This is a genomic window from Rhodococcus sp. 05-2255-3B1 (assembly GCF_002258545.1).
Taxonomy (GTDB): domain Bacteria; phylum Actinomycetota; class Actinomycetes; order Mycobacteriales; family Mycobacteriaceae; genus Rhodococcoides.
This window is the reverse complement of record NZ_NOZC01000036.1, coordinates 496387-514169: the sequence shown is the minus strand read 5'-3', so window position 1 is coordinate 514169 and position 17783 is coordinate 496387. Positions and strand designations below refer to the sequence as shown.

The following is a 17783-nucleotide window of genomic DNA, read 5'->3' as shown; positions in this document are numbered from 1 at the left end:
CGGTTTCCCGACGGGCTTCCACGTTGACTCGCGCGCCCCGAGAACTACGACGGTCCGTCCGACACCTGCGACGGCCGACGCCATCAGGTCCGTCCCGGGTCGCCACCGAATTCAGTCGGAATTGTCGGGGGAGTCGGCACGCAGAATCTCGTCGGCAGGAATCTGCAGCGGAATCTCGAGCAGCCGCTCCGGCCAGCTCGGATACGCGGGCCTGATCCACACCCGGTTGTCGTCGAGTTGTGTCATCAGCACCCGCCGCCAGGGCCAATCGTCATGCGGTGCGGACAGGTCCGTCTCCGGCTCGAGTGGTAGCGGGGCCTTCGTCCAGTGCGGCGCCGACAGCGATGCCAGCCCCCGATCCTCCAGGTGCTCGATTGCGCGCTCGATCGGAACGCCCCGAGCCACGGTGACCCCGACAGGATTGACGGCATCGACGAGATAGCCCTCGTCGTACTCGTCCCGCGTATTCGATTCGTGCGCGACGGTCCATCCGATCACTTCGCCGTCGGAGGCCCGTTTGACGGGCAGGCGACTGCGCCACCGTTCGATATCCACTTTCTCGAAGATACCCGGAGCCGATAGTGACTTCGGCACAGAAACTATTCCTGATTGTGAGCAGCCGGGGTGGTGCCCGTGTTTGACTGCTAGGGCTCGTCCAAGTTTGTACCACTTTCTATTCCAAGGGATTTCGATGACCCTCCCCATTCTCGACCGGTCCAGAATCGTCGCCACACCCGAGTGGAGTCGCTGGTTGATACCCCCGGCGGCCCTGTCGATTCACCTCGCGATCGGGTCCGCCTACGCCTGGAGCGTGTTCAAGAACGCCATCTCGCAGCCCGACGCGCTCGGACTCAGCGGAACCGTCACCGCCATTCCGTTCCAGCTCGCCATCGTCATGCTCGGCCTGTCCGCGGCGATCTTCGGAACCCGCGTCGAGAAGAACGGTCCACGGTGGGCCATGGCCGTCTCCCTGGTCTTCTTCGTCTCCGGACTGTTGCTGTCCGCGCTCGGCATGGCCCTCGGACAGTTCTGGCTGGTGATCTTCGGCTACGGATTCGTCGGCGGCATCGGCCTCGGAATCGGCTACATCTCACCTGTCTCGACGCTGATGAAATGGTTCCCCGACCGGCCGGGTATGGCCACGGGAATCGCGATCATGGGCTTCGGCGGCGGCGCACTCATCGCGTCTCCGCTCACCAGCCAGCTGATGGTCAACTTCGGCGGCTTCACCGACGGTTCCATCGCCAAGACGTTCCTCACGCTGGGCGTCGGATACGCGGTGTTCATGGCTCTCGGTGTCGTGCTCATCAGAGTGCCGGCCGAGGGATGGAAGCCGGCAGGCTGGACCCCGCCCGCGTCGTCGTCGATGATCTCGACGCACAACGTCTCCGCCGCGAACGCAGTGAAGACTCCGCAGTTCTGGCTGCTGTGGGTTGTGTTGTGCTTCAACGTCACTGCCGGAATCGGCATTCTCGAACGCGGATCGGGCATCTATCAGGACTTCTTTCCCGACGCGACCTCGCCCGAATCCCTTGCTGCCGCAGCCGCCGGTTTCGTCGCGTTCCTTTCCCTGACCAACATGATCGGGCGGTTCGTCTGGTCCTCGGTCTCCGATGTGGTCGGTCGCAAGAACATCTACCGGATGTATCTCGGTGTCGGAGCGTTGCTGTACCTGTACATCGCGCTGTTCACCAACACCAACAAGATCCTGTTCATGGTCTCGGCTCTGTTGATTCTCTCGTTCTACGGTGCGGGTTTCGCGACGGTTCCGGCCTATCTCAAGGACCTCTTCGGTACGTACCAGGTCGGCGCGATCCACGGACGACTGCTCACCGCATGGTCGGTGGCCGGTGTGTTGGGGCCACTGATCGTCAACGCCATCGCCGACGCGGGTGAGCCGGGGACCACCGGCCGATACCTGCCGGCGTTCTACGTGATGATCGGCCTGCTGGTGGTCGGCTTCCTGGCCAACGAGGCGATCAAACCGGTCGCCTCCAAGTACCACGAATCCGATCACGCGGGTTCTGCAGCCACTACGGGAGTGAAGGCATGAGCGGCGTACAGAGGCAGGTCACGATGGCGGTCGCATGGGCGTGGGTCGGCGTGCCGTTCGCCTACGGACTGTACGAATTGATCCTCAAGGCGGCGAATCTGTTCAGTACCTGATTCGACGTGTCGGTGGGCCGTGACAGGCTGGCCCGATGCAGGAGATGAGTGCCGCCGCCGCCCGTCGCACGGCCCTGGCCGCCCAGGGGCTGGCGTCGAGGCGGTCGCGTACTCGGCCGGCGAGCAGGGCCGCGGTGCACGCGGCGATCGACACCACCGGGTTGCTGCAGATCGACTCGGTGTCGGTGGTGGTTCGTGCGCACTATGCACCGGTGTTCAGCCGCGTCGGCGTGTACGACCGCTCGATCGTCGACGACGCCGCATGGACCGACACCGCTCGTCGGCCCCGTCGATTGGTGGAGTACTGGGCACACGAGGCCGCGCTGCTACCCGTCGAGGACTGGGCGCTGATGCGGTGGCGAATGGAGCTGTATCGACACGGGCGGTGGGGCGGAGCTGCCCACATTCTCGACCGTGAACCGACTCTCGCCGACGACGTCCTCGCGGTGATCGGCGACAACGGTGCGGCCAGCGCAGGTGAGATCGAGAAGCACCTCGAGGTGGACACACCCGGTCGCAAGGGGCCGTGGTGGGATCGCAGTGACGTCAAGGTCGTCTGCGAACAGCTGTTCGCGGCGGGCGTGGTGACCGTGCCGGCCCGGACGGGTTTCGTGCGCCGGTACGAGCTCAGCGAGCGGGTGATCCCGGACGACGTTCTGCGCAGGCGCGTCGACGAACCGGTCGCGGTACGTGCACTGATCGAGAAGTCCTCGCGGGCACTGGGAGTCGCCACCGAGCCGGATCTGAGGGATTACTACCGACTCTCGCAGAAGCAGGCCAAGGCGGCGATCGCCGAACTCGTCGAGGACGGTGTGCTCGAACAGGTGACCGTCCGAGGCTGGAACGCACCGGCATTCCTGCACCGCGAGGCCAGGACACCGCGAACGGCCACCGCTGCCGCTCTGCTGTGCCCGTTCGATCCGATGATCTTCTACCGGCCGCGGGTCCAGCGAATCTTCGACTTCCACTATCGAATCGAGATATACACCCCACAGCACAAGCGAGTTCACGGCTACTACGTGTTTCCCTTTCTGCTGGACGGGCATCTGGTGGCCCGACTCGATCTCAAGGCAGTGCGAGCGCGGTCCGAGCTGCACGTGGTCGCGGCCTTCGTCCAAGGCGACCGCAACGCGGGCGACATTGCGCCTCGACTGCGAGAGGTGCTGCGGGAGATGGCGGATTGGCTCGAACTCGAACGCGTGGTGGTGGGTGACCGGGGAGACCTCGTCGCCGCATTGCGTTGACCTTCGTCGGCTGGGTCGGGTCCCGCCGAAGTGCACTCGGGCAGAATCGGTGCCACTATTCGAACCGTGACTTCACGCCGGTCGGACACCGCCACGGAACTCCCACCCCAGGTCGTCGTCCTGTTCGGGGCGACAGGAGACCTGGCCAAGCGAAAACTGCTGTCCGGGATGATGCATCTGGCGCTGTCCGATCTCGCGCCGAACATCCGGGTTGTCGGAACCTCGCTCGAAGAGATGTCGACCGACGAATTCCGCGCTCTCGCTCGCGAATCGATCAACACCTACTCGAGCCGCAAAGTCGGCGACGAGCAGTGGAGTCGTTTCGCCTCGCGACTGACCTACGTGTCGCAGAAGGCAGGACCGGCGGCGCTGGGGGAGGCCGTGGCCGAGGCCGAGATCGAACTCGGAGGAAGCGCCAAACGGCTCCACTACCTGTCCGTTCCGCCGAGAGCTGCTCTGGCAGTGGTGGATACGCTCGCGTCGGCAGATCTGGTCAAGCGCTCCCGAATCATCATGGAGAAGCCGTTCGGCACAGACCTCGAGAGTGCGATCGCCCTGAACGCTCGGGTTCACGAGACGTTCGACGAGGATCAGATCTTCCGGATCGATCACTTTCTCGGCAAGGAACCCGCGCAGAACATCCTGGCCTTCCGCTTCGCCAACGGGTTGTTCGAGCCGATCTGGAATCGCAACTTCATCGATCACGTCCAGATCGACATCCCGGAGAAGCTCGCCCTCGACGGACGAGCCGGGTTCTACGAATCCACCGGCGCGTACAAGGACATGGTGGTCACCCACCTGTTCCAGGTGCTGGCATTCATGGCGATGGAACCGCCGACGGCGCTCGAACCCCGCGCCATCAGCGAGGAGAAGAACAAGGTCTTCCGGTCCATGATGCCGCTCGACCCGAAAAACGTTGTCCGGGGCCAGTACACGGGCTATCGCTCGGAGGAGGGTGTGGCCGCCGACTCCGACACCGACACCTTCGTGGCCCTCAAGTGCGAGATCGACAATTGGCGCTGGGCCGGAGTGCCCTTCTACCTGCGCAGCGGCAAACGCCTCGCCGAGGGGCAGCGCATCATCTCGATCGCGTTCAGGGAACCACCGAAGAGCATGTTCCCGGCCGGCTCGGGCGTGGGTGCGCAAGGTCCCGACCACCTGACCTTCGACCTCGCGGACGCCTCGAAGGTGTCACTGTCGTTCTACGGCAAGCGTCCAGGACCCGGTATGCGTCTGGACAAACTCAGCATGCAGTTCGCCATCCAGGAAACCGAGCGGGTCGGCGACGTCCTCGAGGCGTACGAACGGCTCATTCTCGACGCCATGTACGGCGACCACACGCTGTTCACCACGGCCGAGGGCATCGAGCGGCTGTGGCAGGTGTCGGAGCCGCTGCTCGCCGATCCGCCCCCGGTTCGTCTGTACGCACCAGGGTCGTGGGGTCCCAACGCAATCCATCAACTCATCGCCCCACACGCGTGGCGGTTGCCGTTCGAGCGGGAGTGGCGCGAGAAGAAGTAGGGCCAGCGCTCGCTCGAACTCCTGGGCTCAGTTGTTCCAGCCGCGTTCCTTGCGCATCTGATCGCGCAGTGCGCCCTGAACTGCTTGCGACAACCACGAATTGAGCGACACTCCGCTGTTGTTCGCGGCGTCCTCGGCACGTTCCTTGATCTGCTCGACCAGTCGCAGCGTGACCCGTCGCACCTCACCGGACACATCGTCCATGGTGGGGTAGTCCTCGGTGACGGGCTCCGCCGGATCGCCCTCGTGCAGACCGGGCACCGGGCTGTCGCGTCGAACATCGGCGTGCGCCTGCGTGCCGTCGAGACGAACGGTGACCGTATGTCCGTCCAGATCGTTCGAGACCTCGGCCGCGAAGTCGGACAGCGCGGTGAGCAGCATCAATCTGGCCGACGCTTCGGCCGGCTTTCCGAGAGCCTCCGCTGTCTGTCGGGTGTGCTCGTCTCCCAGGGCGGCCGCCGCGAGTAGATCCGTGCGCAGTGACGCGGTGTACTTGTCCAGTTCCATGACGCCAGTGTGACGCCATGAATGACGTCGGTCAAGGAGTGCTGGTGGCGTCACGTCTCCGTGCAGTGACGCCATCGCTCGCCGGGCATCGGTGCCGCGTTTAGGGTTGTGCGGTGTCAGCAGAAAACGAAGGTAGAGCTGTGCCGCGTACGGTTGCGTTGAGAGTGCAACTGGTCGCCCGAACCGAGTTCGTTCCGCCCGTCGACATCCCCTGGGAAACCGACGCGGACGGGGGACAGGCGTTGGTCGAGTTCGCCGGCCGGGCCTGCTATCAGAGCTGGTCCAAGCCCAATCCCCGGACCGCAACCAACGCGTCGTACCTGCGGCATCTGCTCGACGTCGGACACCTCTCGGTTCTCGAACACGCGAGCGTGAGCTTCTACATCACCGGAATCTCACGATCGTGCACGCACGAGCTGATTCGGCACCGGCACTTCTCCTACTCGCAGCTCTCGCAGCGATTCGTTCCCGAGCACGACGCCAACGTGGTTCTTCCGCCCGCAGTCGAAGGCGATCCCGAACTCGAGGCGCTGTTCGCCTCGGCTACCGAGGCCAGCCGGGCGGCCTACACCGAACTGCTCGGTGCGCTCGAAGGAAAGCTGGAATCGGTCACCAACGCCGCGCTGCGAGGTAAGCAGGCGCGTCAGGCGGCCCGGTCGGTGTTGCCGAATGCGACCGAGACGAGGGTCGTGGTGAGCGGAAACTACCGCGCATGGCGACATTTCGTGTCGATGCGAGCCTCCGAACATGCGGACGTGGAAATTCGACGTGTTGCCGTGGAATGTCTGCGTAAGCTCGTGGACGTGGCTTCGGACGTTTTCGGTGACTTCGAGATCTCGACGCTGCCGGACGGCACGGAAGTCGCCCGCAGCCCGTTCGTGACCGAGGTCTGACGACGAGGTTCGGTTGCCTCGAAGACCGGGTATGCACCGGCGGTGTCGGCGGGGAGTCCCGCTGCGCGAGAGTGGGCAAAGCACCGGGTAATCTGCTGCCATGACCTACGGTGACGCCGCTCCTTCCGTTGCGCCTGTGTTCGGTACGGTGCTCACCGCCATGGTGACCCCGTTCACAGCGGACGGTAAGTTGGACATCGATGCAGGCGTTCGGCTGGCACACCACCTCGTCGAGCAAGGCAACGACGGATTGGTTCTGGCCGGCACGACGGGCGAGTCGCCCACCACCACCGAGAACGAGAAGCTCGAACTTCTCCGTGCGGTGATCGCCGCGGTCGGCCATCGGGCTCGCATCATCGCCGGGGCAGGCAGCAACGACACCGCGCACAGCGTCGAACTCGCTCGTGATGCCGCTCGCGCAGGTGCGCACGGTCTTCTGGTCGTCACCCCGTACTACTCGCGGCCACCGCAGGCCGGTCTGTACGCGCACTTCACCGCGGTCGCGAATGCCACCGACCTGCCCGTGATGCTCTACGACATTCCGCCGCGATCGGTCGTTCCCATCGAGACCGAGACACTGCGTCGGCTGGCCGAGCATCCCCGGATCCTCGCGGTCAAGGACGCCAAGGGCGATCTGAACGCCGGTGCCGAACTGATCGCGTCGACCGGATTGCAGTTCTACTCCGGCGACGACCCGCTCAACCTGCCCTGGCTCTCGGTGGGTGCCACCGGCTTCGTCAGCGTCATCGGCCACCTCGTTCCGGCGCGTCTGCGTGAGCTGCACACCGCTTTCATGATGGGCGACATCGCACGCGCACAGGCGATCAACGTCAGCCTCATCCCGGTCATCCGTTCGGTCGCGCGCCTCGGCGGCGTCAGCGCATCGAAGGCCGGACTTCGCCTCATCGGACTCGATGTCGGCGAACCACGACTTCCCCAGGTGCCACCGAGCATCGACCACATCGAATTGCTCGCAGCAGAGCTGCGGGCGGCAGGAGTTCTTGTATGACACGACCGAACCGATCGCGCGGACGCGCAACCCGAAACGCCGGACCTCCCTCCGAGCGTCCGGCCCCGAAACAGGGCCAACCGGCAGGATCCCGCCAGGGCAAGCCGATGGTGCAGAACTCTGCGCGCACTCAGCGTCCCGACAAGCGTCGTGAATTCGATCCGACGGAGCGCCTCGGCACACCGCCGAAGGCCCCGTTCAAGGGCCTTCGGGTGGTGGCACTCGGCGGCATCGGAGAAATCGGTCGCAACATGACGGTGTTCGAGCATCAGGGAAAGATGCTGATCATCGACTGCGGCGTGCTCTTTCCCAAGGACCAGCAGCCCGGCGTCGACCTGATCCTGCCCGACTTCCGCCACATCGAGAATCGCATGGCCGACGTCGAGGCAGTGGTCCTGACGCACGGTCACGAGGACCACATCGGAGCAGTGCCGTTCCTGCTGCGTCTGCGTCCCGACCTGCCCGTCGTCGGATCCAAGTTCACCCTCGCACTCGTCGCGGCCAAGTGCCGTGAGCATCGCTTGCGTCCCAACCTCGTCGAGGTCGTCGAGGGCCAGCACACCCAGCACGGTCCGTTCGACTGCGAGTACTTCGCGGTGAACCACTCGATTCCCGATGCGCTTGCCATCGCCATCAGAACCGACGCCGGTCTGGTGCTGCACACCGGTGACATCAAGCTCGATCAGCTGCCGCTCGACGGTCGCCTGACCGACCTGGCCGGCTTCTCACGGCTCGGCGACGAGGGCGTCGACCTGTTTCTGGTCGACTCCACCAATGCCGAGGTGCCCGGATTCGTCACGCCGGAACGTGAGATCGGCGGAGTGCTCGACACCGTCATCGGCAAGGCGAAGCAGCGCGTCATCGTCGCGTCGTTCGCCAGTCACGTGCACCGCATCCAGCAGGTCATCGACGTCGCCGAGCGGTACAACCGCCGAGTGGCATTCGTCGGGCGGTCGATGGTCCGCAACATGCAGATCGCTCAGGACCTCGGTTACCTGCGTGTGCCCGACGGCCTCGAGGTCAATGTCGACACGGCCGCAACACTTCCCGACGACCGGTTGGTGCTCATCTCCACCGGCTCGCAGGGCGAGCCGTTGTCGGCGCTGTCCCGGATGGCTCGCGGCGAGCACCGCCAGATCAACGTCAAGGCGAACGACCTCGTGGTGCTGGCGTCCTCGCTGATTCCGGGTAACGAGAACTCGGTGTTCGCAGTGGTCAACGGCCTCGCCAAGCGGGGTGCGACCGTCGTGACGCAGCAGAATGCGAAGGTTCACGTCTCGGGCCATGCCTCGGCGGGCGAGCTGCTGTACCTCTACAACGCGGTGCGGCCCACCAATGCCATGCCGGTACACGGCGAGTGGCGTCACCTGCGCGCCAACGCGGCGCTGGCCAAGGCAACGGGTGTCCCCGAGGACCGGGTGGTGCTGGCCGAGGACGGCGTGGTGGTCGACATGGTCGACGGTCTCGCCGAGATCGTCGGACAGGTGCCCGTGGGGCATGTGTACGTCGACGGCCTCTCGGTCGGCGACGTCGGCGATTCGACGCTCTCCGATCGATTGGTATTGGGCGAGGGCGGATTCATCGCGATCAGCGTTGCCGTCGACTCGGCCACCGGACGTGCGGTGACCGCACCCGAGGTGTCCGGTCGCGGATTCTCCGACGATCCGGCCGCACTCAAGGAGGCCGGTCAACTCGTCGAGTCGGAGTTGCAGCGGTTGGCCTCCGACAACGTGTCCGATACGCATCGCATCGCGCAGGCCGTGCGCCGCGTGGTCGGTCGGTGGGTGGCGGACAAGTATCGCCGCAAGCCGATGATCGTTCCGACGATCATCGCGGTCAAGCCGCAGCCGCAGTCGAACTAGGCACGCCCGCAGCCGAACTGGACGCGATCGGCTAGACGAGCAGTCGCCAGAGTCCGATCAGACCGAGAACGACGATGGCACCACGCAGGGCCGCCGGCGAGAGCCGGCGGCCGTAGCGTGCTCCGACGGCTCCACCGATCAGAGAGCCGACCGCGATCAGTCCGGCTGCCTGCCAACTGATGTCGTCGAATCGAAAGATCGTGTACGTCACCGCCGCAACGACATTGACGACCAGTGACAGCAGATTCTTGGCGGCGTTCATCCGCTGCATGGTTTCGGGGAGCAGTGCCCCCATCACTCCGATGAGCAGAATTCCCTGTGCGGCAGTGAAATAGCCGCCGTAGATGCCGACCAGCAGAGTGCCTCCGGTGACCAACGCCATCCTGGTGCGACTGATGTGGTTCGCGGCCTTGCCCGCGGCCTCCGATCGACGCTTCGCCCAGGCCTGGATTCTCGGTTGTGCGACAACGAGGATCAGCGCGCCGATGAGCAACACCGGAACCACCGCGGCGAACACCGTTTCGGGCAGATGCAGCAGCAGCCAGGCCCCGCCGAGTGCTCCGAAGAACGAGGCAGGCAACTGCCATCGCAGTCGATGCCACTGTCCGCGCAGCTCGCGGCGATAGCCCCACGTACCCGAGACACTTCCCGCGACCAGTCCCACCGCATTGGACATGGTGGCAACCACCGGGGGATAGCCGAATGCGACCAACGTCGGAAACGTGATCAACGTCCCGGAGCCGACGACGGCGTTGATGGCTCCGGCTCCGAACCCGGCGAGCAGGATGACGAGAATTTCCGATACCGGCACTGTTGGGAGGTTACCCAGGCAAAGGGTGGTACCCCGCGGCAGGATGCCGCTGGTTCCGTCTGGCCGTAGCCTGGAGCACGTGAGCCTTGCCCAGGATGAACGTTCCCAACTGGTCCAGACCCTTCTCGACGTGGGTCCCGATGCGCCGACGCTGTGCGGTGAGTGGACAGCGGCCGATCTGGCGGCGCATCTCGTCGTTCGGGAGCGACGCCTGGACGCCTCGCCGGGCATATTTCTGTCTCCGCTCGCGGGGTACACGGCGCGGGTTCAGCGATCCGTGGCCAACAAGCCGTTCGCCGCCGTGGTGGAGGACGTTCGGACCGGGCCGCCCATGTGGTCACCGTTCGCACTGCTGGACCCGTTGATCAACCTCGGTGAGATGTTCGTTCATCACGAGGATCTGCGCCGAGCAGGCGAGAATTGGACTCGGCGAGTGTTGCCCACCGCCGTGGAGACCCGACTGTGGACGCAGGTCCGTTTGGTGGGTCGGGGCGGTCATCGCTCGTCACCCGTACCGGTTCACGTACGCACACCCGACGGGCGACGGGCGACGTTCAAAGGCGGGTCCGGCCCCGGCGTCACCGTGGTGGGGGAGCCGTCGGAACTGTTGCTCTACGCATTCGGACGCGACCGGATCGAGGTTCTGTACGAGGGTTCGGCCGACGATGTGGCTGTCGTGAAGGCACTCGATCTGAGCTTCTGACACATTCGGCTCCGCTGTTACTGGTGTTGCGGATGGTTTCGACGGGGCTGTTGCGACTAGCCTGGGGGCATGGCAGGAAAGACCAGCACCTCCACCGCCAGGGCCGGGTCCAGTGGATCCGGCTCCTCGCGCGCGTCCGGCACCGCCCGTAAATCCGGTGGCGGCCGCACCGCGCGCACCGTCACCACGCCCAAGAAGCCCACCGCGCCGCGCAACCCGGCGACATCCCGTGCGAACGCATCCTCGCGCGGCAAGGGACCCGCCAGGGGTGCGTCGACGGCTCGGCGGCCTGCGGCGAAGAAGAAGTCACGCGGTGCTCTCGATGCGATCGGGCGGGGCATCGCGTCCACCTGGTCGATGGCGGCACGCGGAGTCGGTGCCACGACTCGGACGGTGAGCAAGGCCGCCGACATCGAGCACGGCCACCGCCGGGACGGCATCGCTCTCGGACTGATCGCCGTCAGCGTGGTCGTCGCCGCGAGTGTCTGGTTGAGCGCCGGGGGACCGGTCGGTGAATGGATAGAGGTGGGCATCCGCGCCGTCATCGGCGAAGCCGGCTACGTCGCGCCCGTGCTCGGTGTCGCGATCGCCGTTGTTCTGATGCGGTCCGAACCGCATCCCGAGGTACGACCGCGACTGGTCCTGGGCTCGATCCTGCTCGGTCTGCCGATCCTCGGACTGTGGCACATGGCCGCCGGTTCACCGACCGATGCCGCCGGCCGATCCGAGGGCGCAGGCTTCGTCGGCTACGTAGCGGGCGGACCCATCGCCGACGGCCTCACCGTGTGGCTGGCTGTGCCGCTGCTGCTGCTCGCCGGTCTGTTCGGAGTACTCCTGCTCACCGGCACCACCGTGCGCGACGTGCCGGATCGGATGCGAGCACTGTTCGGCACCGACAGTCGCGGAGACGAATACGACGAGTACGACCCGGCCGACTTCGGCTCCGAGTTCGGAGACGAGGGCTACGGCGACTACGACAGCAACTTCGACGCCGACGGCTACCCGGTCCACGGCAGCGCGGACCCGTACGACAACTACCCGACCGAGGAGTACATCCCGGTCACCAAGCCGCCCCGCGCGCGCAAGACCCCGCCACCCGAGGCGGCCACCGAGGTCATCGTGCCCGACGCGGCTGTCCCCGCACCTGCCCCCGAGCCGGTCGCGCCCCCACGGCCCAAGCCCAAGCCGATCGTCAAAGCGGCCGAACCGAAGCAGGCAGCCGAGGACGACAAGATCGTCGTCGATCGAGTCGTCGACGGCGATTACACGCTTCCGTCGCTGTCGCTGCTGATCGACGGTGATCCGCCCAAGACCCGCAGCCAGGCCAACGACGCCATGATCGAGGCGATCTCCGAGGTACTCGAACAGTTCAAGATCGATGCCGCGGTCACCGGTTTCACCCGCGGGCCCACGGTCACTCGCTACGAGGTGGAGCTCGGACCCGGCGTCAAGGTCGAGAAGATCACCGCGCTCGCACGCAACATCGCCTATGCCGTCGCGACCGACAACGTTCGCCTGCTCGCGCCGATCCCCGGGAAGTCCGCGGTCGGTATCGAGGTACCCAACTCGGACCGGGAGATGGTCCGTCTGGCGGACGTGCTGACCGCGCCGTCGACCCGCAAGGATCACCACCCGTTGGTGATCGGACTGGGCAAGGACATCGAGGGCGACTTCGTCAGTGCCAATCTCGCGAAGATGCCGCACTTGTTGGTGGCCGGATCCACCGGTTCCGGTAAGTCGAGCTTCGTGAACTCGATGCTCGTCTCACTGCTCGCGCGGGCGACGCCGGACGAGGTTCGGATGATCCTGATCGACCCGAAGATGGTCGAGCTCACGCCTTACGAGGGCATTCCGCACCTGATCACTCCGATCATCACGCAGCCCAAGAAGGCTGCCGCGGCGTTGGCCTGGCTCGTCGAGGAGATGGAGCAGCGCTACCAGGACATGCAGATCAACAAGGTCCGCCACATCGACGACTTCAACAAGAAGGTGCGTTCCGGCGAGATCACCGCACCCCTCGGCAGCGAGCGCGTCTATCGGCCCTACCCCTACATCCTCGCGATCGTCGACGAGTTGGCCGACCTTATGATGACCGCTCCCCGCGACGTCGAGGAAGCGATCGTGCGGATCACACAGAAGGCACGTGCGGCCGGCATTCACCTGGTGCTCGCCACTCAGCGTCCGTCGGTCGACGTCGTCACCGGTCTGATCAAGACGAACGTGCCGTCGCGTCTGGCCTTCGCGACCTCGTCCCTGACCGACTCTCGCGTCATCCTGGATCAGCCGGGTGCGGAGAAGCTGATCGGTATGGGTGACGCTTTGTTCCTGCCGATGGGCGCGGGCAAGCCGACGCGTCTGCAGGGCGCGTTCATCACCGACGAGGAGATCTCTGCGGTCGTCGACTTCGCCAAGAATCAGGCGGAGCCGGAGTACAACGACACCGTCACCGCAGCGAAGGTCTCGGACAAGAAGGATGTCGACCCCGACATCGGCGACGACCTCGACGTGCTGTTGCAGGCGGTCGAGTTGGTCGTGACGAGTCAGTTCGGTTCGACGTCGATGTTGCAGCGGAAATTGAGAGTCGGATTCGCCAAGGCCGGGCGATTGATGGATCTGATGGAGAACCGCGGGGTGGTCGGCCCGAGCGAGGGATCGAAGGCCCGCGAGGTGCTCGTCAAGCCGGACGAGCTCGACGGTCTGCTGTGGTCGATCAAGGGCGGCGACCCGGACGAGCAGCCCGTGTCGGAAGAGTTCTGAGCGCTCCCCGGTCCCGGGTGAATGGACCACTGCAGCCGTCTGGTCGGTGCAAGGGTCCATTCACCCGAACCGGGTGAGCGGGCCGATCAGGACGTGAAGGTCCCCATGACGGGCGTCCACTCGTGGAACGTCGCCGTCTCGATGAGGTTCTCCACCGCGAACGGGTCCTGGGCGAACAGCGTTTCGACGGTGGCGGCATCCGGTCCCTCGACCAGCAGCAGCGCTCCGCTGCCGTCGGCGTACGGTCCGCTAGACACCAGGGTCTTCCGGTCGAGCAGATCGGCCAGCCAGGCGCGATGTGCCGCGCGATGGGTGTCGCGTCCGTCCGTGGTGGCGGGGGAGTAGGTGTAAGTGACGGCGATCAGGGGCATGGAGCTCTCTTCCGGATTCGAGGATCGATACCGGAATTCTGTCAGAGCGAGAGCAGCATCCGCGTGTTGCCCAGAGTGTTCGGTTTGACGTAGCTCAGGTCCAGGAATTCGGCCACGCCGGTGTCGTACGACCGGCACATCTCCGCGTAGACCTCCGCCGTGACCGGGGTTCCGTCGATCTCGGCGAACCCGTGCCGGGAGAAGAAATCCACCTCGAAGGTCAGCACGAACACCTTCTGCAGTGCCAGCTCACGAGCGACCTCGATCAGTTTTGCGACGATCAGGTGGCCTGCGCCGTGCCCCTTCGCCGCAGGATCGACGGCCACCGTGCGAACTTCGCCCAGATCGGCCCACAGCACGTGCAACGCACCGCAGCCGATGATCTCACCGTCACGTTCGGCGATCCAGAACTCCTGCACTGCCTCGTAGAGGGTGACGAGGTTCTTTTCGAGCAGGATGCGTCCTGCGTAGATGTCGATCAAACGTTTGATCTCGGGGATGTCGGAGGTCCTGGCTCGACGCACGACGAGGGTGCCGTCGTTCACGGAGCCACGGTCCGCGAGGTCGGAATGCACGTCGGATTCGGGGTCTGCGATGTCGCGACTCGCCCGATTCGGCCCAGAAGTCATGGGGTGAACAGTAGTCAGTCCCTCAACCGATAAACTTTCCGTGTGTCGCTTCTGCAGCTGTGTCCCCGTCTCGGCGGATCGGTGCTGCGCAACAGCGGACATACGAGCCGGTACGTCGTCGACGGCTCGCGGGTGTGCCGATGACCGGGCCGGTTGCGCCCGATCACGGCGTTCCGTCCAGCGGTGAGATTTCCGGCAACCGCGCCTCCGGACCGGCTGATGCTCCGCGCACGACGGGGCTGCCCCACAGCAACGCTGTCGCGGGCGGCCCGGACGAAGTGCCGTTGCTCAATATCGCGAACGTGCTCACGGTGCTCCGGATCGCACTGGTTCCGGTCTTTCTCGCAGCGCTGTTCGTCGGCGACGGCCACGACACCTCCTGGCGGCTGACCGCGACCGCCATCTTCGCCGCCGCTGCCATCACCGACCGGATCGACGGCCAGCTGGCCCGCAAGTACGGTCTCGTCACCGACTTCGGGAAGATGGCCGACCCCATCGCCGACAAGGCGTTGATCGGCGCCGCGCTCGTCGGGCTGTCGATGTTGGGCGACCTGTCGTGGTGGGTGACGGTGATCATCGGAGTGCGAGAAATCGGCATCACCGCAGTGCGGTTCGCCGTCATCCGCCACGGCGTCATACCCGCAGGCCGCGGCGGCAAGGTCAAGACACTGGTGCAGACGTTCGCGATAGGGGTGTACCTGTGCCCGCTGCCGAGTGTCGTCGACCCGTTCGCCGTTGCCTTGATGGCGCTGGCGGTACTGCTCACCGTGTACACCGGCCTGGACTACGTGGTGCAGGCCGTTCGCCTGCGCCGAGGCGTGTCCTCGACGTGAATCGCTCCGACGTGCCCTCCGCAGCGGCCGTGTGGCGCGCGGGCGAGCAGGATGAGGATTCGGCGGGATACAGTCTTGGGAGCCGTGTCGGAGCAGCTTCGGCACGTGTTGGAGTGAACGGGCATATAGGGTCGGGAACCAATCGGACCGGCTGGGACGTTGAACATCGTGACGGCTCCGGACGAACGAGATATGAACGTTGTCGTCCCGACGGCACAGTCGTCGGCACGAACACCAACGAGGAGGAGCGAGATGGCGCTGCTATTGCGTGAAGCACTCGGCGACAGTTTGCGGCGTACTCGCGTCGCACAGAGCCGAACCCTGCGTGAAGTCTCGAACACCGCACGCGTGAGCCTCGGATACCTTTCCGAGGTGGAACGCGGTCGCAAGGAGGCATCGAGCGAACTCCTCGCCGCGATCTGCGACGCACTCGCCGTCCCGCTCTCGGACGTCATGAGCGATGTCAGTGTGACGCTGTCCGACGCCTCCACCGCCGCAGCGCGGCTCGACGAGGCAGCGGTCGCCACCCGTATCGACGGCGATACTCGCGTCGTGATTCCGGCACCTGCTGCCAGAGCTCTCGCCGCCGCCTAAGATCGGAAAAGCAATCAGTTTCCACTCCTGACCCAGATCACGCACCCGACTTTCACAGCACGGACAGGTTCATTTCGGTCACTGCGAGAGCAGCCGACCCGTACGCGGCCACCGCGGCGCAACAGATGGAGGCAGGACCACCCCATGGCTAATCCTTTCGTCAAAGCCTGGAAGTACATGATGGCGCTCTTCAATTCCAAGATCGACGAGAAGGCCGACCCCAAAGTTCAGATTCAGCAGGCGATCGAGGACGCACAGCGCCAGCATCAGGCTCTGTCCCAGCAGGCCGCGTCCGTCATCGGTAATCAGCGCCAGCTCGAGATGAAGCTCAGCCGGCAGCTGGACGAGGTCGAGAAGCTCAATGCGAACGCTCGGCAAGCGGTGACGCTGGCCGATCAGGCCGCCATCGCGGGCGACATCGAGAAGGCCACGCAGTACACGAACGCCGCCGAGGCCTTCGCCGCGCAGCTGGTGACCGCCGAGCAGAGCGTCGAGGATCTCAAGGTCCTGCACGATCAGTCGCTGCAGGCGGCCACTCAGGCCAAGAAGGCCGTCGAGCAGAACGCCATGGCCCTGCAGTCGAAGGTCGCAGAACGCACCAAGCTGCTCAGCCAGCTCGAGCAGGCGAAGATGCAGGAGAAGGTCAGCGAATCCCTTCGGTCGATGGACAGCACCCTGTCCGCGCCCGGCAACACCCCGAGCCTCGACGCCGTCCGGGACAAGATCGAACGTCGCTACGCAGACGCCCTGGGATCGGCGGAGCTGGCTCAGAACTCGGTCTCCGGTCGCATGATGGAGGTCCAGCAGGCATCCGTGCAGATGGCGGGCCACAGCCGCCTCGAGCAGATCCGCGCTTCGATGGCAGGCGACTCGCTGCCGTCGGGGAATGCCGCGGCGAAGCCCTCGATTGCCAAGTCCCCGGACGCGACGCCCGAGCCCCCGGCTCAGGCGTAGATCGACCTGACGAACAACTCGGTCGTCCGACAGCAGCGCCGAGATGGGTAGAAGAGATCACGAATCCGGCCGGTCGCGTAAGCGGCCGGCCGTTTCGCTCGATCGAGAATCCGTGACCACCGCCGTCTCCGAGTCCGGTGCAGTGGTCAGATCTCTGGCGGAGTCCGCTCGAAGTGTCGGTACCTCGATCCTCGACGCCGCCGGCCGTCGGAAAGACCCCCGTGTCAAGCATCTGAAGAAGATTCGCCGTGCCAGACGACGCGGAATCAGGTTCGGTGCTGCGTCCACGACGACAGCGGTGGGAACCGCGGGGATGGCCGTGCTGTCGGCTCCGGAGTGGACTCTGTTCGTGGGCGGCGGTAGTGCTGCCCTCATGGCGGTACCGGCGGCATTCGCGGTGACGCGGCTGCGGCGTCTTCGCGCCCAACCGGTCCCCGTCGGCCTGCCCACCAAGCGCGTGTCGCCGCAGCGCGGATCCGCCGCGTACGAGTCGATGGCCCGACTGGCCGGTGCCGAGCAGAGTCTGTTCGAGCTGCTGGGGATCCTCGCGAGGTCCGAGACGATCGGTACCGACGACGTCGAGGAGATGATCGGGGTTACTTCCGATGCGGCTCGCGGTCTCGAAGGAGTTGCTGTCGACATCGCTGCTCTGGAACGTGCGGGGGCGGCGAGCGCTGTGACCCGCGAGCACCTCCGCGGCGCAATAGCCTCGGCGGCAGCCGAACTCGCGACCGGGGTCGATCAGTACGAGCAGCTCGTCGCCGCGGCCGCGCGGATGACCGGGCCCGCCGGACCGGCGTCGACGACGGTCGTGGAATCGCACCGACGTGAGCTGTTGTCGGCGACGGATCGACTGCAGGGGTGGGCCGAGGCACTCACCGAAATCGATCAGATCCGGTCGCGGCACCGCTGAGACAATTCAGGGTTCA

Annotated in this window: 17 protein-coding genes; 12 read left to right on the top strand and 5 right to left on the bottom strand. The window is 65.4% G+C overall.

Going from position 1 to position 17783, the window contains the following annotated elements:
* Nucleotides 1-111: 111 nt before the first annotated feature.
* Nucleotides 112-594, bottom strand: coding sequence for a hypothetical protein (locus CH249_RS23195; RefSeq protein WP_254924382.1), 483 nt, complete (start codon nucleotides 592-594; stop codon nucleotides 112-114).
* A 97-nt stretch (nucleotides 595-691) separates the two neighbouring features.
* Here CH249_RS23195 and CH249_RS23190 point away from each other — a divergent pair, with 97 nt between their 5' ends.
* From CH249_RS23190 to zwf, 3 genes are all read left to right on the top strand, one after another.
* Entirely contained in the window at nucleotides 692-2053 is a 1362-nt protein-coding gene (locus CH249_RS23190) for an OFA family MFS transporter (RefSeq protein ID WP_032397875.1), read from the top strand.
* Between the two features lie 148 nt (nucleotides 2054-2201).
* Nucleotides 2202-3410: a winged helix-turn-helix domain-containing protein gene (locus CH249_RS23185; RefSeq protein ID WP_094682831.1), complete on the top strand. Its 1209-nt coding sequence runs from the start codon at nucleotides 2202-2204 to the stop codon at nucleotides 3408-3410.
* 66 nt (nucleotides 3411-3476) lie between these two features.
* Nucleotides 3477-4931, top strand: coding sequence for a glucose-6-phosphate dehydrogenase (gene zwf, locus CH249_RS23180; RefSeq protein WP_032398392.1), 1455 nt, complete (start codon nucleotides 3477-3479; stop codon nucleotides 4929-4931).
* A gap of 27 nt (nucleotides 4932-4958) precedes the next feature.
* On the opposite strand, the gene CH249_RS23175 is transcribed toward zwf, so the two are convergent.
* A complete protein-coding gene (locus CH249_RS23175) occupies nucleotides 4959-5438 on the bottom strand; it encodes a hypothetical protein (protein ID WP_094682830.1) in 480 nt (159 codons plus the stop codon).
* 140 nt (nucleotides 5439-5578) lie between these two features.
* On the opposite strand from CH249_RS23175, the gene thyX reads away from it, so the two are divergent.
* The 3 genes from thyX (at nucleotide 5579) to CH249_RS23160 (ending at nucleotide 9202) form a co-directional block, all read left to right on the top strand.
* Nucleotides 5579-6331, top strand: a complete 753-nt coding sequence (gene thyX / locus CH249_RS23170; RefSeq protein ID WP_094682829.1) for an FAD-dependent thymidylate synthase — start codon at nucleotides 5579-5581, stop codon at nucleotides 6329-6331.
* A 100-nt stretch (nucleotides 6332-6431) separates the two neighbouring features.
* Complete coding sequence (gene dapA / locus CH249_RS23165) at nucleotides 6432-7340, top strand: 4-hydroxy-tetrahydrodipicolinate synthase (RefSeq protein WP_027496818.1); 909 nt, start codon at nucleotides 6432-6434, stop codon at nucleotides 7338-7340.
* 107 nt (nucleotides 7341-7447) lie between these two features.
* Nucleotides 7448-9202, top strand: a complete 1755-nt coding sequence (locus CH249_RS23160; RefSeq protein WP_094682828.1) for a ribonuclease J — start codon at nucleotides 7448-7450, stop codon at nucleotides 9200-9202.
* A 31-nt stretch (nucleotides 9203-9233) separates the two neighbouring features.
* Here CH249_RS23160 and CH249_RS23155 read toward each other — a convergent pair whose 3' ends face one another.
* Nucleotides 9234-10013, bottom strand: a complete 780-nt coding sequence (locus CH249_RS23155; RefSeq protein ID WP_094682827.1) for a sulfite exporter TauE/SafE family protein — start codon at nucleotides 10011-10013, stop codon at nucleotides 9234-9236.
* Between the two features lie 79 nt (nucleotides 10014-10092).
* On the opposite strand from CH249_RS23155, the gene CH249_RS23150 reads away from it, so the two are divergent.
* Both CH249_RS23150 and CH249_RS23145 read left to right on the top strand, forming a co-directional pair.
* Nucleotides 10093-10716: a TIGR03085 family metal-binding protein gene (locus CH249_RS23150; RefSeq protein ID WP_032397881.1), complete on the top strand. Its 624-nt coding sequence runs from the start codon at nucleotides 10093-10095 to the stop codon at nucleotides 10714-10716.
* Nucleotides 10717-10785: 69 nt separating this feature from the next.
* The gene (locus CH249_RS23145; protein WP_179272753.1) at nucleotides 10786-13473 is read left to right on the top strand and encodes a DNA translocase FtsK; all 2688 of its coding nucleotides are present in this window, start codon (nucleotides 10786-10788) and stop codon (nucleotides 13471-13473) included.
* An 86-nt stretch (nucleotides 13474-13559) separates the two neighbouring features.
* Here the strand turns inward: CH249_RS23145 and CH249_RS23140 are convergent, their stop codons facing one another.
* Together CH249_RS23140 and CH249_RS23135 are read right to left on the bottom strand one after the other, a co-directional pair.
* Nucleotides 13560-13844 carry a YciI family protein gene (locus tag CH249_RS23140; protein WP_045195454.1) on the bottom strand — a complete coding sequence of 95 codons (285 nt, stop codon included), beginning with the start codon at nucleotides 13842-13844 and terminating at the stop codon, nucleotides 13560-13562.
* A gap of 41 nt (nucleotides 13845-13885) precedes the next feature.
* Complete coding sequence (locus CH249_RS23135; RefSeq protein ID WP_230597007.1) at nucleotides 13886-14473, bottom strand: amino-acid N-acetyltransferase; 588 nt, start codon at nucleotides 14471-14473, stop codon at nucleotides 13886-13888.
* A 140-nt stretch (nucleotides 14474-14613) separates the two neighbouring features.
* Here CH249_RS23135 and pgsA point away from each other — a divergent pair, with 140 nt between their 5' ends.
* From pgsA to CH249_RS23115, 4 genes are all read left to right on the top strand, one after another.
* The gene (gene pgsA, locus CH249_RS23130) at nucleotides 14614-15306 is read left to right on the top strand and encodes a CDP-diacylglycerol--glycerol-3-phosphate 3-phosphatidyltransferase (RefSeq protein WP_373453525.1); all 693 of its coding nucleotides are present in this window, start codon (nucleotides 14614-14616) and stop codon (nucleotides 15304-15306) included.
* A 252-nt stretch (nucleotides 15307-15558) separates the two neighbouring features.
* Complete coding sequence (locus CH249_RS23125; protein WP_032397883.1) at nucleotides 15559-15900, top strand: helix-turn-helix domain-containing protein; 342 nt, start codon at nucleotides 15559-15561, stop codon at nucleotides 15898-15900.
* A 144-nt stretch (nucleotides 15901-16044) separates the two neighbouring features.
* The gene (locus CH249_RS23120) at nucleotides 16045-16854 is read left to right on the top strand and encodes a PspA/IM30 family protein (RefSeq protein WP_094682826.1); all 810 of its coding nucleotides are present in this window, start codon (nucleotides 16045-16047) and stop codon (nucleotides 16852-16854) included.
* Nucleotides 16855-16966: 112 nt separating this feature from the next.
* The gene (locus CH249_RS23115; protein WP_179272752.1) at nucleotides 16967-17767 is read left to right on the top strand and encodes a hypothetical protein; all 801 of its coding nucleotides are present in this window, start codon (nucleotides 16967-16969) and stop codon (nucleotides 17765-17767) included.
* Nucleotides 17768-17783 lie beyond the last annotated feature (16 nt).